This is a genomic window from Lacticaseibacillus daqingensis (genome assembly GCF_003946115.1).
GTDB classification, from domain to species: Bacteria; Bacillota; Bacilli; order Lactobacillales; family Lactobacillaceae; genus Lacticaseibacillus; species Lacticaseibacillus daqingensis.
Window position 1 is genome coordinate 68,358 of the sequence record NZ_RHOH01000005.1, and the last position, 19,440, is coordinate 87,797.

A 19,440-nucleotide genomic window follows, 5' to 3' on the forward strand; every position below is an offset into this window, starting at 1 on the left:
TGTCACCGGGCGCAAGCCGGTATGATACAGCTAGGAAGCGGTGTGGACATGTTTAATCGACAAACGCATTTTGGTTTTGACTGGGGCGAGTTCATCACCGGCGTGGCGCTGATCATCGCCGCTATCGTGATGTTCCGCAACCCGGGGGCGACGATGCTCGCCCTGACGTTTATCTTTGCTATCCTGGCGATCGTGCGCGGTATCGCGACGCTGGACGGGTTCCCCAAGCTCCATGAGCTGACGGGCAAGCTGGCCTGGCTGTCCGCCGTAGCCGGCGTGCTGGACCTGCTGCTAGGCGTGGTGTTCCTGTTCAATCTGGTGTCCGCCATGGTGACGCTGGCGTACCTGCTGGCTGCCTGGTTCCTGATTGACGCGATCGCCAACCTGTTCAACGCGGGCCACCTGCGCCGGGCCGGGGCCGGCTGGTTCATTCTGAACCTCGTGCTGGACCTGTTCGCGGTGCTGGTCGGCGTGTTACTGCTGATGCAGCCGGTGGTGGCCGCGGTCGGCTTGGTGACACTGCTCGCCATCGCGTTCGTGATCTTTGGGCTCAACGCCATCGTGATGGCCTTCGCTCGGCAAAATATTTAACGCTGTGCCAGGTGTCTGCGGATGCCTGGTTTTTTCTTGGCTTGGGGTCAGGGCACAGCTAGGGTGTGTTTTAAGATCCCGGACTCCGGTCCAGCCAGTGACACTTCCAGCTCCGACGGATGGCGGCGTGTGTGCCAGCGCAGCTCGCACACTGCTGGAGGAAGCGAAGCGACCGGAAGCACAGGGCTCGCCACCCGCCTCCGCTTTCAGCATCAGTGGCTGAACCTCCGTCCGCCGATTATGAACAACTCATGCTTCCACTGAACTGGTTATGTTTGCGAACCAGCAAGCATTGAAATGCATGCCACACAGATGTTTAAAGCACACCCTAAGCCATGCGCGCAGCAGGCGAAGGAAACGCGTTGTTGGCACGCCAAATAAACAACCCACTCGGGCACGTACCGAGTGGATTGTTTGGCTGGTTTTGTAGTGGGGTCAATTCTGGCCGCGCGTGTAGACCCGGCCGTTGAAGGTCACCTGCGCAGGCAACTCGGGCCAGACGGCATAGAAGAACTGGCGCATATCCCCTTTGGAACCGGGGGCTGCGGTGTAGCTAAAACGCGGATTGACATCGTGCACCCAGAAAATCCCGAACGGGTGATACACCTTAAAGTTGACGGCCGTGCTGAGAAACGACATCTGCTCGTAGCGGACGGCGTACCGGTGATTGCTGATCGTCAGCGTTGCCTCGTGCGTGAACGGGTTGTTCACCGTGGCAAGCCCCGCGACCACTATGAGCGGGATGAGGTAGGCCCAGGTGTGGCGGGCCACCGGCCGTTGCAGCTTGGTCTCGCTCCACACGCACACGGCGTAAAGGGTCAGCCCGACGATGATGGCCCAGACGGTCCAGGTGCTGAGCCGCTTGGCGTTGACGAACAGGCCCACAAACAGGGCCGCGGGAACCACACCGAGCCAGCGTGGCAGGGCCGCTTGCCGCCAGTCATCCGCCAGAACGGCGACAAAGCCGAGCGCACCCACAAGTAGCAGGGTGAAACCAAGGGGCGTTAGGCGCAAAATCGGCGAATTAAAGTGTGAGATGACAAGGAAGAGGGCCGCTAAGAAGGCCGTGCGATTGAAGTGCAAGAAAGGGTCAAGCATGGGACACCTCCAGTGAATACGCTAAGCTTACGATTTTGGCTGCGCGATCGTGCGGCGTTGCGAGCTTCTTAAGTAATAAAACAGAAAGCACCACTGGAAAACAGGTCCCAGTCTGGGAATGACACGCCCGGCATGTTATAATGGCCAACAGATGCGCGCCGACTGGGTGCGCCGAAGGAGGGATGACCGTGACGGAAACACTGAACCTCGTCATCATCACCGGAATGTCCGGGGCCGGCAAGACGGTGGCAATGCAATCGTTTGAAGACCTCGGGTACTTCTGTGTCGATAATATGCCCCCGGCACTGTTGCCGAAGTTTTGGGAGCTGGTCAAGGAAAGTGGGACGATCACCAAGATCGCGCTGGTCATTGATCTGCGCAGCCACGCCTTTTACGATCAGATCCTCGATATGCTGGCAGGGCTGGATAACACGGCGTTTGTGCGCACACAGATCCTGTTTTTAGACGCCACCGACGCCGAGCTGGTCTCCCGGTACAAGGAGACGCGGCGTAGCCATCCGCTGGCGATGGAAGGCCGGCTGATGGACGGCATCAAGCGGGAGCGAGACTTGCTGACGGAGCTACGCAACCGCGCCCAGGTGGTCATCGACACGACCAGTTTGTCGCCGCGGCAGCTGCGCGAGAAGTTGTTCGTCAACTTCAAGACGGCGGAGCACCCGACGTTTCATATCGAGGTGATGAGCTTCGGCTTCAAGTACGGCCTGCCGATCGACGCGGACATCGTGATGGACGTGCGCTTCTTGCCCAACCCGTACTACGTGCCCGAGTTCCGCGACCGCACCGGTCAGGACCAGGACGTCTACGATTACGTCATGAACAAGCCCGAGGCCGAGCAGTTTTACCAGCAGTTCTACCAGATGCTGGCGACGATCATGCCGCAGTATCAGCGGGAAGGCAAGTCCAGTGTGACGATCGCGATCGGCTGCACCGGCGGCCAGCACCGCAGCGTGGCGTTCGCGCAGCGCATCGGCCAGGCCTTCAAGGCGGATTACCCGGTCGATATCACGCATCGTGATATCAATAAGCGCAAAGCGACGGTGAATCGCTCATGACCACGACCAACGATCGCTTTATTCGCGTCATCAAGGGACGGCGGCCCAAGGTCGTCGTCATCGGTGGCGGGACCGGGCTGCCGGTCATCGTCAAGAGCCTGCACGAACAAAACGCGGACGTCACCGCCATCGTCACGGTGGCGGACGATGGCGGCTCCAGCGGGGTCATCCGCGACTACATCAACGTCGTCCCGCCTGGTGACATTCGCAACGTGCTCGCGGCGCTGTCCGACTTGCCGCAGCTGTACCTCGACATTTTCCAGTACCGGTTCAACACGAGCGATGCCTTTTTTGCCGGCCACGCGATCGGCAACCTGATCATCGCGGCGCTGTCGGAGATGCAAGACGGCATCTTCGGTGCGGTGCAGCAGCTCAGCCAGATGATGAAGGTCGACGGCCACATTTACCCAGCCGCGGACCGCCCGCTGACGCTGCACGCCGATTTTGCCGATGGCACGCACCTGGCCGGGGAGGCGGAGATCACCGCCGCGGGCAAGCAGATCAAGCGCGTTGGCGTGACCGACACCGCCACCGGTGCGGCCCCGAGCGCGATGCCTGAGGTCGTGGCGGCCATCATGGCGGCCGATGTCGTGGTGCTCGGGCCGGGGAGTCTGTTCACCAGCATTTTGCCGAACCTGATGATCCACAACCTCGGAGAGGCCGTGCTGAACACGCAGGCCGAGGTGATCTACATCGTCAACATCATGACGCAAAAAGGGGAAACCGAGCACTTCACGGATGCCGACCACGTGCGCGTGCTGCACGATCACTTGGGGGCCAGCTTCGTGGACACCGTGCTGGTGAACATTGCGCGGGTGCCCGACCATTACCTCGACCACCAGAAGTACGATGAGATCCTCGTGCCGGTGCGCTCGGACTACCAGGCCCTGCGCGCACTGGGCTGTCGCGTGATCTCCGCCGACTTTTTGCAATTGCGCGACCAAGGCGTCTTCCACGATGGGGACAAGGTGGCCACCGAGATCATGAACCTCGCGTTTCAAGTCGGCACCATGAAGAAGAAAAGGCGGTGAGCACATGGCCAGTTTTGCTAGTCTCGTCAAAAAAGAGCTGACTGGGCTTGAAGTCCACCCCGAGCACGCCAAGGCCGAGCTGTCGGCGCTGATCCGCATGAACGGGAGCCTCGGCATCCAGAACCACCAGTTCGTCTTGAACGTGCAGACGGAAAATCCCGCGATCGCGCGGCGCATTTACAGCCTGATCCGCCAGGTCTACCACCACGAGGCCAACCTGATCGTGCGGCGGAAGATGAAGCTCAAGAAGAATAACCAGTACGTGGTGCGACTCGCCACCGGCGTCAACGAACTGCTGGCCGATCTCGCCATTCTCGATGGTACCACGATGGCGATCCAGACCGCCGTGGCGCCGAGTGTGCTGAACGAGCAGCAGCGCGAGCGCTCGTATCTGCGTGGGGCGTTTTTGGCCGGCGGCTCGGTCAACAACCCGGAGACCTCGCGCTACCACCTGGAAATTTACTCCCTGTACCAGGACCACAACGCGGGCATCCTGAAGATGATGAACGATTTCGGCCTGAACGCACGCACCGTTGAGCGCCGCTCCGGCTACATTGTGTACCTCAAGGAAGCCGAGAAGATCGCAGACTTTTTGCAGGTGGTGGGGGCGACCAACGCGATGCTCAAGTTCGAGGATGTGCGTATCGTGCGCGACATGCGCAACTCCGTTAACCGACTCGTCAACTGCGAGACGGCTAACCTGAACAAGACCATTGATGCGGCCCAGCGCCAGATCGAGAACATCCACTACCTGAGCGACCACGGCATGCTCGACAACCTGCCGCCCAAACTGCGAGAAATCGCGGTGCTACGTCTGGCACACCCCGATGTGTCCCTCAAGGAGCTCGGGGAGATGGTGCCCAGTGGGGCCATCAGCAAGTCCGGCATCAATCATCGCCTGCGCAAGCTCAACCAGATCGCCGAAGGGTACCAGCAGCCCGCCGCAGAATAAATAACTTCCTTTGCGTGACCATATCGTGTACAATAATCTCGATATAAGCGGAGGCGAACACTATGGTAAAACCGATCTTGCTAGACGAACAGCTGTGTTTTTCAATCTACAAGGCCCAGAAGCAATACAACCATTTTTATGCGCAGGCCCTGAGTCAGTTCAAGCTGACCTACCCGCAGTACATCACGCTGCTGTCCTTGTATGAGCACGGCACGATGTCTGTCAAGGAGGTGGGTCAGACGCTCGCGCTGGATTCCGGCACGTTGACCCCGCTGATGAAGCGGCTCGAAAAAGACGGCTGGATCACGCGGACCCGGTCCAAGGAAGATGAGCGCCGCGTTGACGTGGCACTGACCCAAAAGGCCCTGGACGAGCGCGACGCTATTTTTGAGCACGTCGGCTCTGCACGAAGATGATGAACCTGACGCCGGATGACTACAATGCCATTAAGGCGCAGGTCGATGCGGTGGATGAACACCTCAGTGCGATTCCCGACGAGCAACTGGGTTGACCGACAAGCCAAAGACCAGGCCCACTCCGGCGACGGGGTGGACCTGGTTTTTTGGTGTACTGGCGTGGTGCTTGGGCGGTTCATCAGGTTCTGGCGGCAAAGCAAAACCCCCGCACGCGGCGGGGGTCATGGCTTACTTCTTCTGGTCGTCCTTGGAGACGAGGATATCATCGATCAAGCCGTAGTCCTTGGCTTCCTGCGCGGTCAGGTAGTGATCGCGTTCGGTGTCGTTCTTGATCTCGTCAATGCTCTTGCCAGTGGCATCGGCCAGGATCTTGTTGAGTTTGACGCGCGCCTTCAGGATCTGCTCGGCGGCGATCTCAATTTCGGTTTGCTGCCCCTGCGCACCACCAAGTGGCTGGTGGATCAGGACTTCTGAGTTCGGCAGCGCGAATCGCTTGCCCTTCTTCCCACTGGCCAGCAGTACGGAGGCCATGGAGGCCGCCATCCCAATAGCGATGGTTTGAACGTCGGCGTGGATCAGGTTCATCGTGTCGAGGATCGCGAGCCCCGAGGTGATCACACCACCGGGAGAGTTGATGTACAGGTAGATGTCTTTGTCTGGGTCTTGTGCATCCAAGAAGAGCAATTGGGCAATGATCGTGTTGGACACTTGGTCATTGATCTCCCCTGAAAGCATGATGATCCGGTCTTTGAGTAAGCGTGAGTAAATGTCGTAGGCGCGTTCGCCACGGCTGGTTTGTTCAATCACGGTAGGGACTAACATAGCTGGACCTCCTATTTACGAGTTAGCACTCTTAAAAGTACAGTGCTAAGTATACGATTAATGTCAGAAAAGGTCAAACGATTTGCTGGCACTTTTCTGATTAAGAATAGCACACTTAGGAGGAACAAAAAAACGCCGGCGGTCCGGCGTCTGCGTTAGTCGTGTGTCGTTTCGTCAAAGGCTTGCTGCTTCTCACGGCTGTAAGTGATGAAGGCAAACACGGTGCCGACGATGCGCACCACCCAAGAGGCAAAGGCGAGCACGAGGCTGCCGAGCAAGCCCGCGACCATCGACATCATCTGCCCCTCGTTGAGGTGCTCAACAGAATCCGCCAGCGCGGTGGTCGCGATCAACCCGCCAAACAGCGCGAACACGATCAAGTAGAAGAGGAGCTCCAGAACGCTGGCGACCAGCAGCAGGATCAGGGTCGACCGGCGCTTGCCACCCTTGGGCACCGTGATCAGCATGTACAGCGTGAGGCCGAATACTGCGAGGCCCATGATCAGATTGATCACCGCCGGGAGCGGGACACAGGAAACGATGGCAAGGATCCCCAGAATGAGGTACAAGGTTTCATAAGTTTTCGATCGAGTTGGTTCAGTCATTTTAACGCCTCCAAAAGTGGGGCCAAGCCCCGGTTGACTCGATTATCACCCAAACAGCGGTGGGTTACCAGCCCCACGCATGGGGGGCATGAGCTGGCGGCGTTAAACCAGTGGGCGGCATGCGTGCGCGGGGGCAGCGGGCACCAAGCCGTGTCAACCGCTTGCCGCAGCCGCCAACCGGGACCCTTTGCGACGGCGGGGCACCTTTGCTGTTTTTGCGGGTTTCCGGCCAAAAAAAACGCCGATCACTCGGCGTTGAGTCCGTACTATTACGACCTAAACGGTCATCTCATGCGCAGCCCGGGAGTCGAACCCGGATTTCGAGAACCGGAATCTCACGTGCGATCCATTACACTAACCGCGCAAGTACTCAATTATGATACGGGAATGCGCGGGAAAAAGCAAGTGGCAAGGCTGGATAAATTGCGTCCCACCCCAAAATGAAGCGTTTGTGAGAACGGAACCGAATGTTGATTTTTCGGAAATGGCGGTGCGTCGTTGCGAAAGCGATGCCAAACCGAAAGAAATTAAGCAGGGAAACCGAATCTTCGGGTTGCTGCGACCGGCATCGTCAGGCAGGGTAAAAGGCTTGCACGCCAGTTTTTTCCTTGCTATAATGAGCTTTGTTGGTAGGGCAGGAACCGGACAGAACTGGGTGCCCAAATTTTTTTGGCCTGACTGGGTCGCTCAGCGGCACAGTTGGACACAAAACGACCCGCCAGAAGGACAGCTGAGTATGCACTCTGAATTCGCCTGGATCGAAGCCATCGCCCCGGACATGATGGGCGTTATCACGAAGCGTTATCAGATTCTTCAGTTTATCAGCTGGATGGCCCCAGTTGGGCGTCGCAACCTGGCTGAACAGATGAAGATCTCGGAGCGCGTGTTGCGAACTGAAACCGACTTTTTGCGCAAGCAGGGGCTGATCGGTAGTTCGAAGTCCGGCATGGTGCTGACCAGCAAGGGCATCGAGGCCTTCCAAGGGCTGGAGCAGCTGATGAATCAGTTGCTTGGCTTCAAGGAAGACGAGAAGCAGCTGGCCGCTAAGCTGGGCATTGACCATTGCCTGATCGTCAACGGCGATGCGGATCAAAGTAGCCGCGTGATGGATGAGATGGGCAAGCTGCTCAATCAAACCATGCAGGTGGTGCTGCCCAGCGGTCGGCTGACGGTCGCCGTCATGGGCGGCACAACGATGGCGCGGGTGGCCGGGCAGATGAGCTACAAGCTCTCGGCTGGCCGTGAGCTGACCTTTGTGCCAGCACGCGGCGGCGTCGGCGAAGCGGTCGCGATTCAGGCCAACTCAGTGGCCGCGGCGATGGCGGAAGCCACCGACAGTAGCTACCGCGTGCTGTACGTTCCAGAAAACGTCAGCGCCAAAACTTACCAACCGTTGTTGAAGGAGCCGGCTGTCCAAGAAGTCCTCCAAATGATTGACAACGCTCAGGTAGTGATTCATAGTATAGGTGATGCCTTGATCATGGCGAAACGCCGGTCAATGCCCGCTGAGACCATCCGCGAGCTCGTTGAGCGCAGTGCGGTTTCAGAAACCTTCGGCACGTTTTTCGACGCCGCCGGGCAGGTCATCTACAAGATCCCAAGAATCGGCTTACAGATTCCGGACCTTGATCATATCCCATATGTGTTCGCCGTTGCCGGGGGCAAGAGTAAAGCCAAGGCAATCGCCGCATATATGAAAAATGCGCCGGCCCGGACGTGGCTCATCACGGACGTCGGCGCCTCAACTGCGATTTTAACTGGGGCGACCCGTTAGAATAAAACTCTTATTTCCTAAAGGAGGAAATTTTAGCATGACTGTTAAAATTGGTATCAATGGTTTTGGCCGTATCGGTCGTTTGGCTTTCCGCCGGATCTTCGAATTGGGTGCAAAGAGCAACGACATCGAAGTTGTTGCGATCAACGACCTGACCAGCCCAGCAATGTTGGCACACCTGCTGAAGTACGATTCCACTCACGGCACCTTCCCTGGTGAAGTTAGTGCAACCGACAACGGCATCGTTGTTAACGGCAAGGAATACCGCGTTTATGCTGAACCACAAGCTCAGAACATTCCGTGGGTTAAGGAAGATGGCGTGCAATACGTCCTCGAATGTACCGGTTTCTACACCTCTGCTGAAAAGGCCCAAGCTCACTTGGATGCCGGTGCAGAACGTGTCCTGATCTCTGCACCTGCTGGCAAGATCCGCACGATCGTTTACAACGTTAACGACAGCGAACTGACCGCAGACGACAAGATCGTTTCCGCTGGTTCTTGCACGACCAACTGCTTGGCACCAATGGCTTACTTCCTGAACAAGGAATTCGGCATCGAAGTTGGTACCATGACCACGGTTCACGCTTACACCTCCACTCAGATGCTGCTTGACGGCCCTGTTCGCGGTGGCAACCTGCGCGCTGCACGCTCTGCTGCGGTTAACACGATTCCTCACAGCACCGGTGCTGCTAAGGCGATCGGTATCGTTATCCCAGAACTGAACGGCAAGCTGCAGGGTCACGCACAGCGTGTTTCTGTTGTTGACGGCTCCCTGACCGAATTGGTTTCCATCCTGAAGACCAAGAACGTGACGGCTGACCAAGTTAACGAAGCCATCAAGAAGCACACGGAAAACAACCCTTCCTTCGGCTACAACGCTGACGAAGTTGTTTCTTCCGACATCATCGGTACGACCTACGGCTCCATCTTCGATCCTACCCAGACCGAAGTAACGACCGCCGGCGACTACCAACTTGTTAAGACGGTTGCTTGGTACGACAACGAATATGGCTTCACTTGCCAGATGATCCGTACCCTGCTGAAGTTTGCTACTCTGTAATCTAGAGTAACTACTTTTTACCGCAATAAGGGGGCGGAGGGAGTTACTCCCTCCGCCCTTTTTTCTAGGGGTTCGCCCCCAGCACCGCAGCCTGATTGGGCCGCGGTGTTTGAATGAGGGCAGGGCTTACCGGACCTTCATTCAAGCATCGCGGCTGAGTCACTGGGCTTTGGTAACATAGAATCAACCAAATTAGGAGGGTTTTATCTAATGGCTAAATTGATCGTCTCCGACTTAGACGTTAAAGATAAGAAAGTCTTGATCCGCGTTGACTTCAACGTGCCGATCAAGGACGGTGTCATCGGCGATGACAACCGGATCGTGGCTGCTTTGCCGACCATCCAATACGTGATCGACAACGGCGGCAAGGCCATCTTGCTGTCCCACTTGGGCCGCATCAAGACCGAAGAAGATAAGGCTAAGCTGAGCCTGCGCCCAGTTGCAGAACGCCTGTCCGAACTGCTGAAGAAGCCTGTGACCTTCGTGCCTGCCACCCGTGGTCAGGAACTCGAAGACGCCATCAACAACATGAACGATGGCGACGTCCTCGTGATGGAAAACACCCGCTTTGAAGACCTCGATGGCAAGAAGGAATCCAAGAACGACCCAGAACTGGGCAAGTACTGGGCTTCCTTGGGCGACCTGTTCGTCAACGATGCCTTTGGGACGGCGCACCGTGCCCACGCGTCCAACGTTGGGATTTCCTCCAACATGCCACAGGCAGCTGCTGGCTTCTTGATGGAAAAGGAAATCAAGTTCTTGGGCGACGCGGTTGAAAACCCACGGCACCCATTCGTTGCCATCTTGGGTGGTGCGAAGGTTTCCGACAAGATCGGCGTGATCTCCAACTTGATCAACAAGGCGGACAGGATCATCGTCGGTGGTGGGATGACCTACACCTTCTACGCAGCTAAGGGTCTCTCCATTGGGAAGTCCTTGGTTGAAACCGACAAGATCGACCTGGCCAAGCAGATCATGGCTGAAGCCGGCGACAAGCTGGTGCTGCCGGTTGATAACGTGGTGGCAACCGAATTCTCCAACGATGCCCCACACAAGGTCGTTGAAGGCAACATTCCTGACGGCTACATGGCACTGGACATCGGCCCTAAGGCGGTTGAAAGCTTCAAGAAGGTCCTCGCCGACGCCAAGACCGTTGTTTGGAACGGCCCAATGGGTGTGTTCGAAATGCCAAACTACGCAAAGGGCACCCTTGAAATCGGGAAGGCGCTTGGCGAACTGACCGACGCGACCACGATCATCGGTGGTGGGGACTCCACCGCTGCGGCCAACGAACTTGGCATCGCACCTAAGATCACCCACATCTCCACTGGTGGTGGTGCTTCCCTTGAATACCTGGAAGGTAAGGAACTGCCAGGGATCGCCGCAATCACCAACAAGTAAGCTTGCTTTGACGCTTGCGTCTTAGCTGAGCCGAGTGTTCGAGCGGGTCGCACCCGAGAGGCACTTGGTTAGTCTGTGAATTGCGGGTCGGCTTGCACTGCAGGTAAGCCGATGCGCGATTCGTTAAAGGAGATAAATTCATGCGTACACCTATCATGGCCGGGAACTGGAAAATGAACAAGAACCCGGAAGAAACTCAAGCTTTCCTTGACGGCATCAAGGGCAAGCTCCCAGATGCTTCCGTTGTTGAATCCGTGATTGCCGCACCTGCAATCGACCTGACGACGCTGGTTGCCGGCGCTAAGGGCACACCTTTGAAGACCGCTGCTGAAAACAGCTACTTCGAAGACGAAGGGGCCTTCACCGGCGAAACCAGCCCAAAGGCGCTCAAGGAAATGGGTCTGGACTACGTGGTGATCGGTCACTCCGAACGTCGCGGCTACTTCCACGAAACGGACGAAGACATCAACAAGAAGGCTAAGGCCATCTTGAAGAACGGTTTGCTGCCGATCATCTGCTGTGGCGAAACCCTCGAGCAGCGTGAAGCGGGCCAGACCAACGACTGGGTTGCTTCCCAAGTTGAAGCAGCGCTGGCCGGCTTGTCTGCAGACGACGTGAAGAAGAGCGTTGTCGCTTACGAACCAATCTGGGCCATCGGCACGGGCAAAACCGCGACCGCTGACCAGGCACAGGAAGTGGTTGCCCACATCCGTGCCACCATCAAGAACTTGTACGACGTTGAAACCGGCGACGCCATCCGTATTCTTTACGGCGGCTCCGTCAAGCCAGCGAACGTCAAGGAACTGATGGCCAAGGAAGACATCGACGGCGGCCTGGTTGGCGGCGCGTCCATGGATCCTGAATCCTTCGTGGCATTGGCAAACTTTAACGACTAATGTCCAGTGCTTGTCAGCGCGGTTATGAGGGTTGGTTTAGGCCGCACGCTCATGCGCTGAGAAGCGCGACGAAACCAGTGCGAGGATATCGCCGCGCACTGGGATTGTGTTAAACTAAATTCGAAACTGCCGGTTAGGCAAAAACAAAGGAGAAAAACATGTCTATCATTACAGATGTTTTGGCCCGCGAAGTCCTCGACTCCCGTGGCAACCCGACTGTTGAAGTTGAACTGTACACCGAAGATGGCGGCTTTGGCCGTGCCCTGGTTCCATCAGGTGCTTCCACCGGTGAACACGAAGCCGTTGAACTGCGTGACGGCGACAAGTCCCGTTTTGGTGGCAAGGGTGTGCTGAAGGCCGTTGCGAACGTCAACGACGCCATCGCCAAAGCGGTTATCGGCCTTGACGTGACCGAACAGCGCCTCATTGACCAAACCATGATCGACCTTGACGGTACCCCGAACAAGGGCAAGCTGGGCGCCAACGCCATTCTGGGTGTTTCCCTGGCTGCTGCGCGTGCCGCTGCTTCCGAAGTTGGTCTGCCACTGTACCAATACCTTGGCGGCCCGAACGCGCACGTTCTGCCAACCCCGATGATGAACGTTATCAACGGTGGCGCACACTCCACCAACACGATCGACTTCCAAGAATTCATGATCATGCCAGTTGGCGCGAAGTCCGTGCGTGAAGCAGTGCGCATGGGTGCCGAAACCTTCCACGCCCTGCAGGCGCTGTTGAAGGAAAAGGGCGACATCACCGCTGTCGGCGACGAAGGTGGTTTTGCCCCTAACCTGAAGGACAACGAAGAAGCCTTCGAATTCCTCGTTGAAGCGATCCAAAAGGCCGGCTACAAGCCTGGCGAAGATGTTGCGATCGCCTTTGACGTGGCTTCCTCCGAGTTCTACGACCCAGAGACCAAGAAGTACACCCTCAAGTGGTCCGACCCTGACACTTCCTACACCACCGAAGAGTTCATCGACCTCATCGCTGGGTTCGTTGCGAAGTACCCAATCGTTTCGATCGAAGACCCGATCGACGAAAACGACTGGGAAGGCTGGCAGAAGATCACCGCAACGCTGGGCGACAAAGTTCAGCTTGTCGGTGACGACCTGTTCGTCACCAACACCGATTACCTGAAGAAGGGGATCGACATGGGCGTTGCGAACTCCATCCTGATCAAGCTCAACCAGATCGGGACCTTGACCGAAACCTTCGAAGCCATCGAAATGGCGAAGGAAGCCGGCTACACTGCCGTTGTTTCCCACCGTTCCGGTGAAACCGAAGACACCACGATCGCTGACCTCGTTGTTGCAACGAACGCCGGCCAGATCAAGACCGGTTCCATGAGCCGGACCGACCGCATTGCGAAGTACAACCAGCTCATGCGGATCGAAGACGAACTCGGTGCTTCCTCCTTGTACAAGGGCCGCAAGTCCTTCTACAACGTTAAGGCCATCGACTAGTCTTACCCTGAAGCGCCTCTCTTACCGAGAGGCGCTTTTTTTGTGCCACAGGTGTTGGGTTCGTTGGTGGCGGTCTGGCGCGCATGCGGTGTGTCGGCGCGGCGACCGTTAAAGAAAATGCCGTGCCGGCTTTACCGGTCAGGTTGTGCGCGGGATGCTTTCGGTACCTAGCAAAACTAACTAATGGGAGGATCGCCAACGATGACCAAGCATCTCGCGAAACTAACCGCCTTAGACCGGCTGATCAACCAACTGAAGCCTGGTGATCGCGGCTGTCCCTTGGCATCGTCTTCGCGCTGACGAATCGCGAGATACGCACTGGGTTTGGCGGCGACGGACTCCTGCTGTACGTGGCTTGAACGTGGGGGCTACTTTGCGCGGGTAAGGCCTGACCAAGAATCAGTGAAAACGCGTCGGTGACACGTTTTTTTGCGCGCATTGGTTTGGCAGGCTGGCCATGGCGTGTATACTGGAAAGTGAAAGAAACTTCGGAGGTGGCGGCTTGAACACCGTGAAAAAACATGTGGACCCGACGCGACTGCGCTTCGTGCTTCAGGGGTTGTTCGTGGGCCTGTTGACTGGGGTGGTCATTTCGCTGTTCCGCCTGAGCATTGAGCGTATGCTGGTGTTCATGCAGGGGGTCTATCGTCACGCAAGCGTCGCGAGCATCAGCGTGGTGGTACTGGTCAGCATCGGTCTAGCGCTGCTCATCGCGCAGCTACTCAAAAGCGACCCGAACATTTCGGGCTCCGGTATTCCGCAGGTCGAAGGCCAGCTGCAAGGCGAGCTTGACTTCAACTGGTGGTCGATCTTGTGGAAAAAATTCGTGGCAGGCGTTTTGGGGATCGGGCCCGGCCTGTTCCTCGGGCGTGAAGGGCCCTCGATTCAGCTCGGCGCCGCGGTGGGTCAAGGCGTGGCGCACGGGTTCCACCGCACCGGCTCGGACCGCCGCATCATGATCGTTGCTGGGGCAGCCGGCGGGCTGGCCGCGGCGTTCAACGCGCCGATCGCCGGCACCATGTTTGTCCTGGAGGAGGTTTACCACAACTTCAGCCCACTGGTGTGGATCACGAGTCTGGCCAGTGCCATCGGGGCGAACTTCATCTCGCTGAACGTGTTTGGCGAGGTGCCGGTGCTACATCTGGTGTACACGAAGCCGTTGCCGGTCACGCTGTACTGGCACCTGCTGCTGCTCGGCGTGGTGCTGGGCCTGCTGGGCTTTCTCTATCAGCGGGTGCTGCTGGCGATGCCGGCGCTATACGCCAAAACACACATTCCGCGCGCGTATCAGGGGCTCGTGCCATTCTTGCTGGTGATCCCGATCGGACTGGTGGCCCCGCAGATCCTCGGCGGGGGGAATGGCCTGATCATCAGTTTCGGCGATCGGCTGCCGACCGTGGGCCTGCTGCTCGCGCTGCTGGTGGTACGCTTCGTGTTTTCGATGGTGTCGTATGGCTCAGGGTTACCCGGTGGGATCTTCTTGCCGATCCTGAGCCTGGGCGCGGTCATCGGCGCGGTGTACGCGGTGTTCATGGCGCAGATCGGGTGGCTACCGCAAGTGTATGTGATGAACCTGATCATTTTTGCCATGGCGGGCTACTTCGCCGGCATCGGGAAGGCGCCGTTCACGGCGATCCTGCTGATCACGGAGATGGTCGGCAACCTGACGAATCTGATGGCGATGGCGGTGCTTGCGCTGGTCGCCTACATCGTGGTCGACGTGCTGGGCGGCGCACCGATCTACGAGTCGCTGTTGCAGCGGCTGACCGTGCCCAAGCAGATCGAGTCGATCCGCCGTATGGACCGCCTGGAGCTGCCGGTGTTTGAAGGGAGCACGCTGGAGGGGATGCAGGTACGCGATTTCGCTTGGCCGAAGCAGACGCTGCTGATGAGTATCCGTCGCGGGGAGGAAAGTGTGCTGCCGCACGGGGACACCGTGATCCGCGCCGGCGACACGCTCGTGCTGTTGACCGATGCCAGCAAGCGCTCGGCCGTGCGGGCGCAGATCCACGCCAAGGCGGCCAAGCTCGCCGCGGCCACGGATCAGGCGGCGGAATGACGCGGGTTTGTGAAAGCTTTTCTAGTCACCGGGCGCCTTTTGTGATAGGCTACTATTAGTAGGTTTTCGCAAGGGAGGGAAAGACTTGCAGAGTCTTCTGACAACGCTACTTATTATCGATTCAATTCTGATCGTGATCGCGACATTAATGCAACCAAGTAAGCAACAGGATGCGCTGAGCGCATTATCAGGCGGTGCCACCGACTTGTTCGGTAAGCAAAAATCGCGGGGATTCGAAGCATTTATGGAAAAAGTGACCGTCGTACTCGGCGTGTTCTTCTTCGGTTTATCGCTTGCCTTAGTGTATCTGTCATCCCACTAACGAAGGTCTCCTGTCAGAAACAGGGGGCTTTTTTTGGAGGTCGACTACTGGCCGGCCTGCTGCAACCAATTAACCGATCAGCACAAAGAGAAAACGAGGGACAGTTATGACCACAGTTGGCCACATGCGCAATGAATTACTCGCCGCATTCCGGCGAAACCCACAGATCGGGTTTTCGATCGATTCACTGAAGCGGGCGCTCAAGTTGAGTGATGCCGCGGACTTCAAGGTGTTGGTCCAGGCGCTCGAGGCGCTTTTGAACGACAACCTGATCCACCAGAACCAAGATGACTTGTACCTGCTTGGCAGCAAGCCAGCGTCGATGCTTGGCGTGTTCCACGGCAACGAAAAAGGCTTCGGCTTCGTTGCGGTGGAAGACCAGGACAACGACGTCTTCATCGCCCCGCCAAGCACCAATTTTGCCCTGGACGGCGACACGGTCGAGGTCCATGTGACCCGCCAGCCGGCCCCCGGTGACACCCGCGGCCCGGAAGGGGAGGTCGTGCGCGTTGTGGAGCGCAAGATCACCCGCCTGGTTGGCGAATACACGCCGCTGTCTGACGGCGAGCGCGCCCGCACCGGCTTCATCGGGAGCGTCACCAGCCACGAAAAGAAGATGAAGCGCTACCCGGTGCTGGTCAAAGACACCGGCATCACCCCGCAGCTGGGTGACATGCTGCAGGTCATCATCACGGCCTACCCAGAGCCGGCGCGTCCGGCTGCAATGCTGGGGATGATCGAGTCCGACCTCGGGAACAAAAACGATCCCGGCGTCGACATCATGTCCCTAGTGCTGCAAAACGACATCCACGTCGAGTATCCGGAAGACGCCATGGCGCAGGCTAATGAGATCCCGGACCACGTCACCGAGGCTGACCGCCTCGGCCGCCGCGACATCACGGATCAGCCGGTGGTCACCATTGACGGCGATGATAGCAAGGACTTTGATGATGCCGTCGTGGCTTGGCAGCTGCCCAACGGCAACTACCACCTCGGCGTGCACATCGCTGACGTGTCCTACTACGTCACGGAAGGCTCCGCGCTCGACAAGGAGACCTATGACCGTGGGACTTCCACGTATCTGGTCGACCGCGTCATTCCGATGCTGCCGTTCCGCCTCAGTAACGGTATCTGTTCGCTGAACCCAGACGTGGACCGCCTCGCGATGTCCTGTGATATGGAGATCGACCCAAGCGGCCACGTGGTCAGCCACGATATCTACCAGAGCGTGATCCGTTCGCACGGGCGCTTGACTTACAACAACGTCAACAAGATCCTGACCGACAAGGACGAGGCTCTGCGCGCGCAGTACGCCGACCTGGTGCCGATGCTGGAGCTGATGGGCCAGATGCATGAGGTGCTGTACAGCATGCGCCATAATCGCGGCGCCATCGATTTTGAAGAAAACGAAGCCAAGATCATCGTGGACGAAAACGGGCACCCAACCGACATCGTGCTACGCGACCGCGGCCTGTCCGAGCGCATGATCGAAAGCTTCATGCTCCAGGCCAATGAAACGGTGGCGGAACACTACAGCAAACTGCACCTGCCGTTCCTGTACCGGATCCACGAAACCCCGGACGACGACCGCATCAAGGACTTCATCGACTTCTTGGCGACCTTTGGCCTGAATGTGCCGATCAAAAAAGGCACCAAGGTCACCCCGAAGATGCTGCAAGACGTCAACACGCAGGTGTCCGGCACGCCGGAAGAGATGATGGTCAACGTCAAGATGCTGCGCAGCCTCAAGCAGGCGCGCTACTCCGAAGACCCGCTCGGGCACTTCGGGATCGCGGCCGAGTACTACACGCACTTCACCAGCCCGATCCGCCGCTACCCGGATCTGATCGTGCACCGGTTGATTCGCGCTTACGCCGAACAGGGCACCGGGGAAGGCATCCAAGCCAAGTGGGCGGAGAAGCTGCCGGCCATCGCCGTGCAGGCCTCCACGCGTGAGCGGCACAGCATCGACGCTGAGCGCGCCGTGGACGACCTGAAGAAGGCCGAGTTCATGGCCGACAAGGTGGGTGACGAGTTCGATGCCGTGGTCAGCGGCGTCACCAGCTTCGGGATGTTCGTGGCCCTGCCGAACACAGTGGAAGGCCTCGTGCACATCACCCGCATGAGCGACGACTACTACGCCTTCGTTGAAAGCCAGATGGCGCTGGTCGGCTCGCGCACGCACCACATCTACCGCATCGGCCAGCCGTTGCGCGTCAAGCTCGACAACGTGGACGTGGAGCAGCGCCAGGTCGACTTCTCCCTGATCGCTGACAGCAACACGCCAACCGCAGACGCGGATGTCATCGCGTTGGCCGAAAGCAATAGCCGCGGGCGCGGCAACGGCGGCCAGGGCCGCCCGGATCGGCGCGGCGGCAACAACCAGAACCGCGGCGGCCAAAACCGGCCTGGGAATGGTAACCGCAACGGCGGGCGTGGCGGCAACGGGCCGAGCCAAGGGCATGGCAACGGCCGAGGATTTGGCAACACCATCGGCAACCAGCTGTGCAACAGCAATCAGAACCGTAACGGGAATCGGAACAAGCACTAGCATTTTGGCAAAGAAGGTGTGACCATGGCGAAAAAGATGCAACCCAAGCCCGATAATCTGCTGGCGCAGAACAAGAAGGCGCGCCACGATTACAATATTTTAGAGACCTACGAGGCGGGCATCGCGCTGACCGGCACGGAGATCAAGTCCGTGCGCGCCGGCAAGCTTAACCTCAAGGATGGCTTCGCCCGCGTGCGCAACGGTGAGGCCTGGCTCGAAAACGTCCACATCACCCCCTACAAGGAAGGCAACCAGTTCAACGTCGACCCGCTGCGCAACCGCAAGCTGCTGTTGCACAAGCGCGAGATCCGCAAGCTGGAAGTCGCTTTGACCCAGCAGGGCCTGACCATCGTGCCGCTGAAAGCGTACCTGAAGCACGGCTATGCGAAGGTGCTGATCGGCGTTGCCCAAGGGAAGAAGCTCTACGATAAGCGCGAGGCCTTGAAGCAAAAGGACCAAAAGCGCGACATCGCCCGGGCGATGAAGGAACGGTACTAGGAAGACGCCTCCGTGTGAGGCGTTTTTTTCGTGCCGTGCCAGGCGCCCTGATTGTGCTGTGAAAGCGATTAATATATGTTATCCTAGCATTAACTTAACGACCGATCAGCGAAGGGGATCAAACATGACACGGCATACGCGGGGACGCTTGAATCGAATTTTGCTCACCATTGAGATCGCGCTCATGGTCAGCTTCTTGGTAGGCCACGCCACGCCGAATCTGGCCGTCCGGTGTCGCCTCCTGACGATGGGACACCCGCTCGCCGCGGTGACCGCGGATATCGTTGTGAAAAAAACGGCTGCGGATGTGCCGGACCACCGGCTGTATGAGGTCCGGCCGGGGCCGCGCAACCGTGATGGCAGTGGCGATTTTGCGCTCGACACGTACACGGTCAAGCGGGTGGGGCTGAGCTTTGCCACGCTTGACTTGTTTGATGACTGATTGGGGCGAACGCGTACCAGCCGAAGACACTGGGCATTGAAGGTGCGACAAGATGCTAAGGGCGTGCGTCTGGGCCGTCTGTTGATGCTAGTTAGGCGTGACGAGTCACAGGAGATAAAAGCGAAAGCGGCGAAGGGCTCCGGACTGCATGATGCAGTTCGGGGTCCTTCGCCGTTGTACCTTTGTTGATGGGGATACCAGGCTACGCGCCCGCCAAAATCCACAAGCCGACCCCAATTATGACGCCGATCGTCCCTAACCGAACCAGCCGCTGGCCCACGATGAAATGATCGTGGCGTTTCAAGTAAATGCCGATTACGAGCAGAACTGCCGCAATCTCGCTCACGATAAAGCGTGTGGTGTCATTATTCATCAGTAAACCCAAC

18 protein-coding genes, 1 tRNA gene and 1 pseudogene are annotated in these 19,440 nt (G+C 58.0%); 15 read left to right on the top strand and 5 right to left on the bottom strand.

Annotated features, from left to right (window positions below):
• Window positions 1-48 precede the first annotated feature (48 nt).
• Window positions 49-591: an HdeD family acid-resistance protein gene (locus EKM88_RS07550; protein ID WP_125704795.1), complete on the top strand. Its 543-nt coding sequence runs from the start codon at window positions 49-51 to the stop codon at window positions 589-591.
• A gap of 435 nt (window positions 592-1,026) precedes the next feature.
• Here EKM88_RS07550 and EKM88_RS07555 read toward each other — a convergent pair whose 3' ends face one another.
• On the bottom strand, window positions 1,027-1,689 hold the full coding sequence (locus EKM88_RS07555; protein ID WP_125704798.1) for a hypothetical protein: 663 nt from the start codon (window positions 1,687-1,689) through the stop codon (window positions 1,027-1,029).
• Window positions 1,690-1,877: 188 nt separating this feature from the next.
• On the opposite strand from EKM88_RS07555, the gene rapZ reads away from it, so the two are divergent.
• The 4 genes and pseudogenes from rapZ (at window position 1,878) to EKM88_RS07575 (ending at window position 5,256) form a co-directional block, all read left to right on the top strand.
• On the top strand, window positions 1,878-2,762 hold the full coding sequence (rapZ, locus tag EKM88_RS07560) for an RNase adapter RapZ (RefSeq protein WP_125704800.1): 885 nt from the start codon (window positions 1,878-1,880) through the stop codon (window positions 2,760-2,762).
• On the top strand, window positions 2,759-3,793 hold the full coding sequence (locus tag EKM88_RS07565; protein WP_125704802.1) for a gluconeogenesis factor YvcK family protein: 1,035 nt from the start codon (window positions 2,759-2,761) through the stop codon (window positions 3,791-3,793). Before rapZ ends, EKM88_RS07565 begins: the two co-directional genes overlap by 4 nt.
• Before the next feature lie 4 nt (window positions 3,794-3,797).
• Window positions 3,798-4,745: a DNA-binding protein WhiA gene (gene whiA, locus EKM88_RS07570; protein ID WP_125704804.1), complete on the top strand. Its 948-nt coding sequence runs from the start codon at window positions 3,798-3,800 to the stop codon at window positions 4,743-4,745.
• A 62-nt stretch (window positions 4,746-4,807) separates the two neighbouring features.
• A pseudogene (locus EKM88_RS07575) lies at window positions 4,808-5,256 on the top strand (MarR family winged helix-turn-helix transcriptional regulator).
• A gap of 133 nt (window positions 5,257-5,389) precedes the next feature.
• On the opposite strand, the gene EKM88_RS07580 reads toward EKM88_RS07575, so the two are convergent.
• The 3 genes from EKM88_RS07580 to EKM88_RS07590 form a co-directional block, all read right to left on the bottom strand.
• Entirely contained in the window at window positions 5,390-5,983 is a 594-nt protein-coding gene (locus EKM88_RS07580) for an ATP-dependent Clp protease proteolytic subunit (RefSeq protein WP_125704806.1), read from the bottom strand.
• 155 nt (window positions 5,984-6,138) lie between these two features.
• Complete coding sequence (locus tag EKM88_RS07585) at window positions 6,139-6,588, bottom strand: hypothetical protein (protein ID WP_125704808.1); 450 nt, start codon at window positions 6,586-6,588, stop codon at window positions 6,139-6,141.
• Between the two features lie 292 nt (window positions 6,589-6,880).
• Window positions 6,881-6,952, bottom strand: a tRNA-Arg gene (locus tag EKM88_RS07590).
• A gap of 372 nt (window positions 6,953-7,324) precedes the next feature.
• Between EKM88_RS07590 and EKM88_RS07595 the strand changes: the two genes are divergently transcribed.
• The 10 genes from EKM88_RS07595 (at window position 7,325) to EKM88_RS07640 (ending at window position 19,054) form a co-directional block, all read left to right on the top strand.
• Entirely contained in the window at window positions 7,325-8,362 is a 1,038-nt protein-coding gene (locus EKM88_RS07595; RefSeq protein WP_125704810.1) for a sugar-binding transcriptional regulator, read from the top strand.
• Window positions 8,363-8,399: 37 nt separating this feature from the next.
• The gene (gene gap, locus EKM88_RS07600) at window positions 8,400-9,422 is read left to right on the top strand and encodes a type I glyceraldehyde-3-phosphate dehydrogenase (protein ID WP_125704813.1); all 1,023 of its coding nucleotides are present in this window, start codon (window positions 8,400-8,402) and stop codon (window positions 9,420-9,422) included.
• A 210-nt stretch (window positions 9,423-9,632) separates the two neighbouring features.
• Complete coding sequence (locus EKM88_RS07605) at window positions 9,633-10,823, top strand: phosphoglycerate kinase (RefSeq protein ID WP_125704815.1); 1,191 nt, start codon at window positions 9,633-9,635, stop codon at window positions 10,821-10,823.
• Between the two features lie 140 nt (window positions 10,824-10,963).
• Window positions 10,964-11,719, top strand: coding sequence for a triose-phosphate isomerase (gene tpiA, locus EKM88_RS07610; RefSeq protein WP_125704817.1), 756 nt, complete (start codon window positions 10,964-10,966; stop codon window positions 11,717-11,719).
• A 158-nt stretch (window positions 11,720-11,877) separates the two neighbouring features.
• Complete coding sequence (gene eno / locus EKM88_RS07615) at window positions 11,878-13,182, top strand: phosphopyruvate hydratase (RefSeq protein ID WP_125704819.1); 1,305 nt, start codon at window positions 11,878-11,880, stop codon at window positions 13,180-13,182.
• Window positions 13,183-13,684: 502 nt separating this feature from the next.
• Entirely contained in the window at window positions 13,685-15,241 is a 1,557-nt protein-coding gene (locus tag EKM88_RS07620) for a ClC family H(+)/Cl(-) exchange transporter (protein ID WP_318530867.1), read from the top strand.
• Between the two features lie 85 nt (window positions 15,242-15,326).
• Window positions 15,327-15,563, top strand: a complete 237-nt coding sequence (gene secG / locus EKM88_RS07625; RefSeq protein ID WP_125704823.1) for a preprotein translocase subunit SecG — start codon at window positions 15,327-15,329, stop codon at window positions 15,561-15,563.
• Between the two features lie 106 nt (window positions 15,564-15,669).
• Window positions 15,670-18,114 carry a ribonuclease R gene (gene rnr / locus EKM88_RS07630; RefSeq protein WP_125704825.1) on the top strand — a complete coding sequence of 815 codons (2,445 nt, stop codon included), beginning with the start codon at window positions 15,670-15,672 and terminating at the stop codon, window positions 18,112-18,114.
• Window positions 18,115-18,138: 24 nt separating this feature from the next.
• Window positions 18,139-18,612, top strand: a complete 474-nt coding sequence (gene smpB, locus EKM88_RS07635) for an SsrA-binding protein SmpB (protein WP_125704827.1) — start codon at window positions 18,139-18,141, stop codon at window positions 18,610-18,612.
• Window positions 18,613-18,736: 124 nt separating this feature from the next.
• Window positions 18,737-19,054 carry a hypothetical protein gene (locus tag EKM88_RS07640; RefSeq protein WP_125704830.1) on the top strand — a complete coding sequence of 106 codons (318 nt, stop codon included), beginning with the start codon at window positions 18,737-18,739 and terminating at the stop codon, window positions 19,052-19,054.
• A 202-nt stretch (window positions 19,055-19,256) separates the two neighbouring features.
• Here EKM88_RS07640 and EKM88_RS13320 read toward each other — a convergent pair whose 3' ends face one another.
• Window positions 19,257-19,427: a hypothetical protein gene (locus EKM88_RS13320; protein ID WP_164512044.1), complete on the bottom strand. Its 171-nt coding sequence runs from the start codon at window positions 19,425-19,427 to the stop codon at window positions 19,257-19,259.
• Window positions 19,428-19,440: the final 13 nt, after the last annotated feature.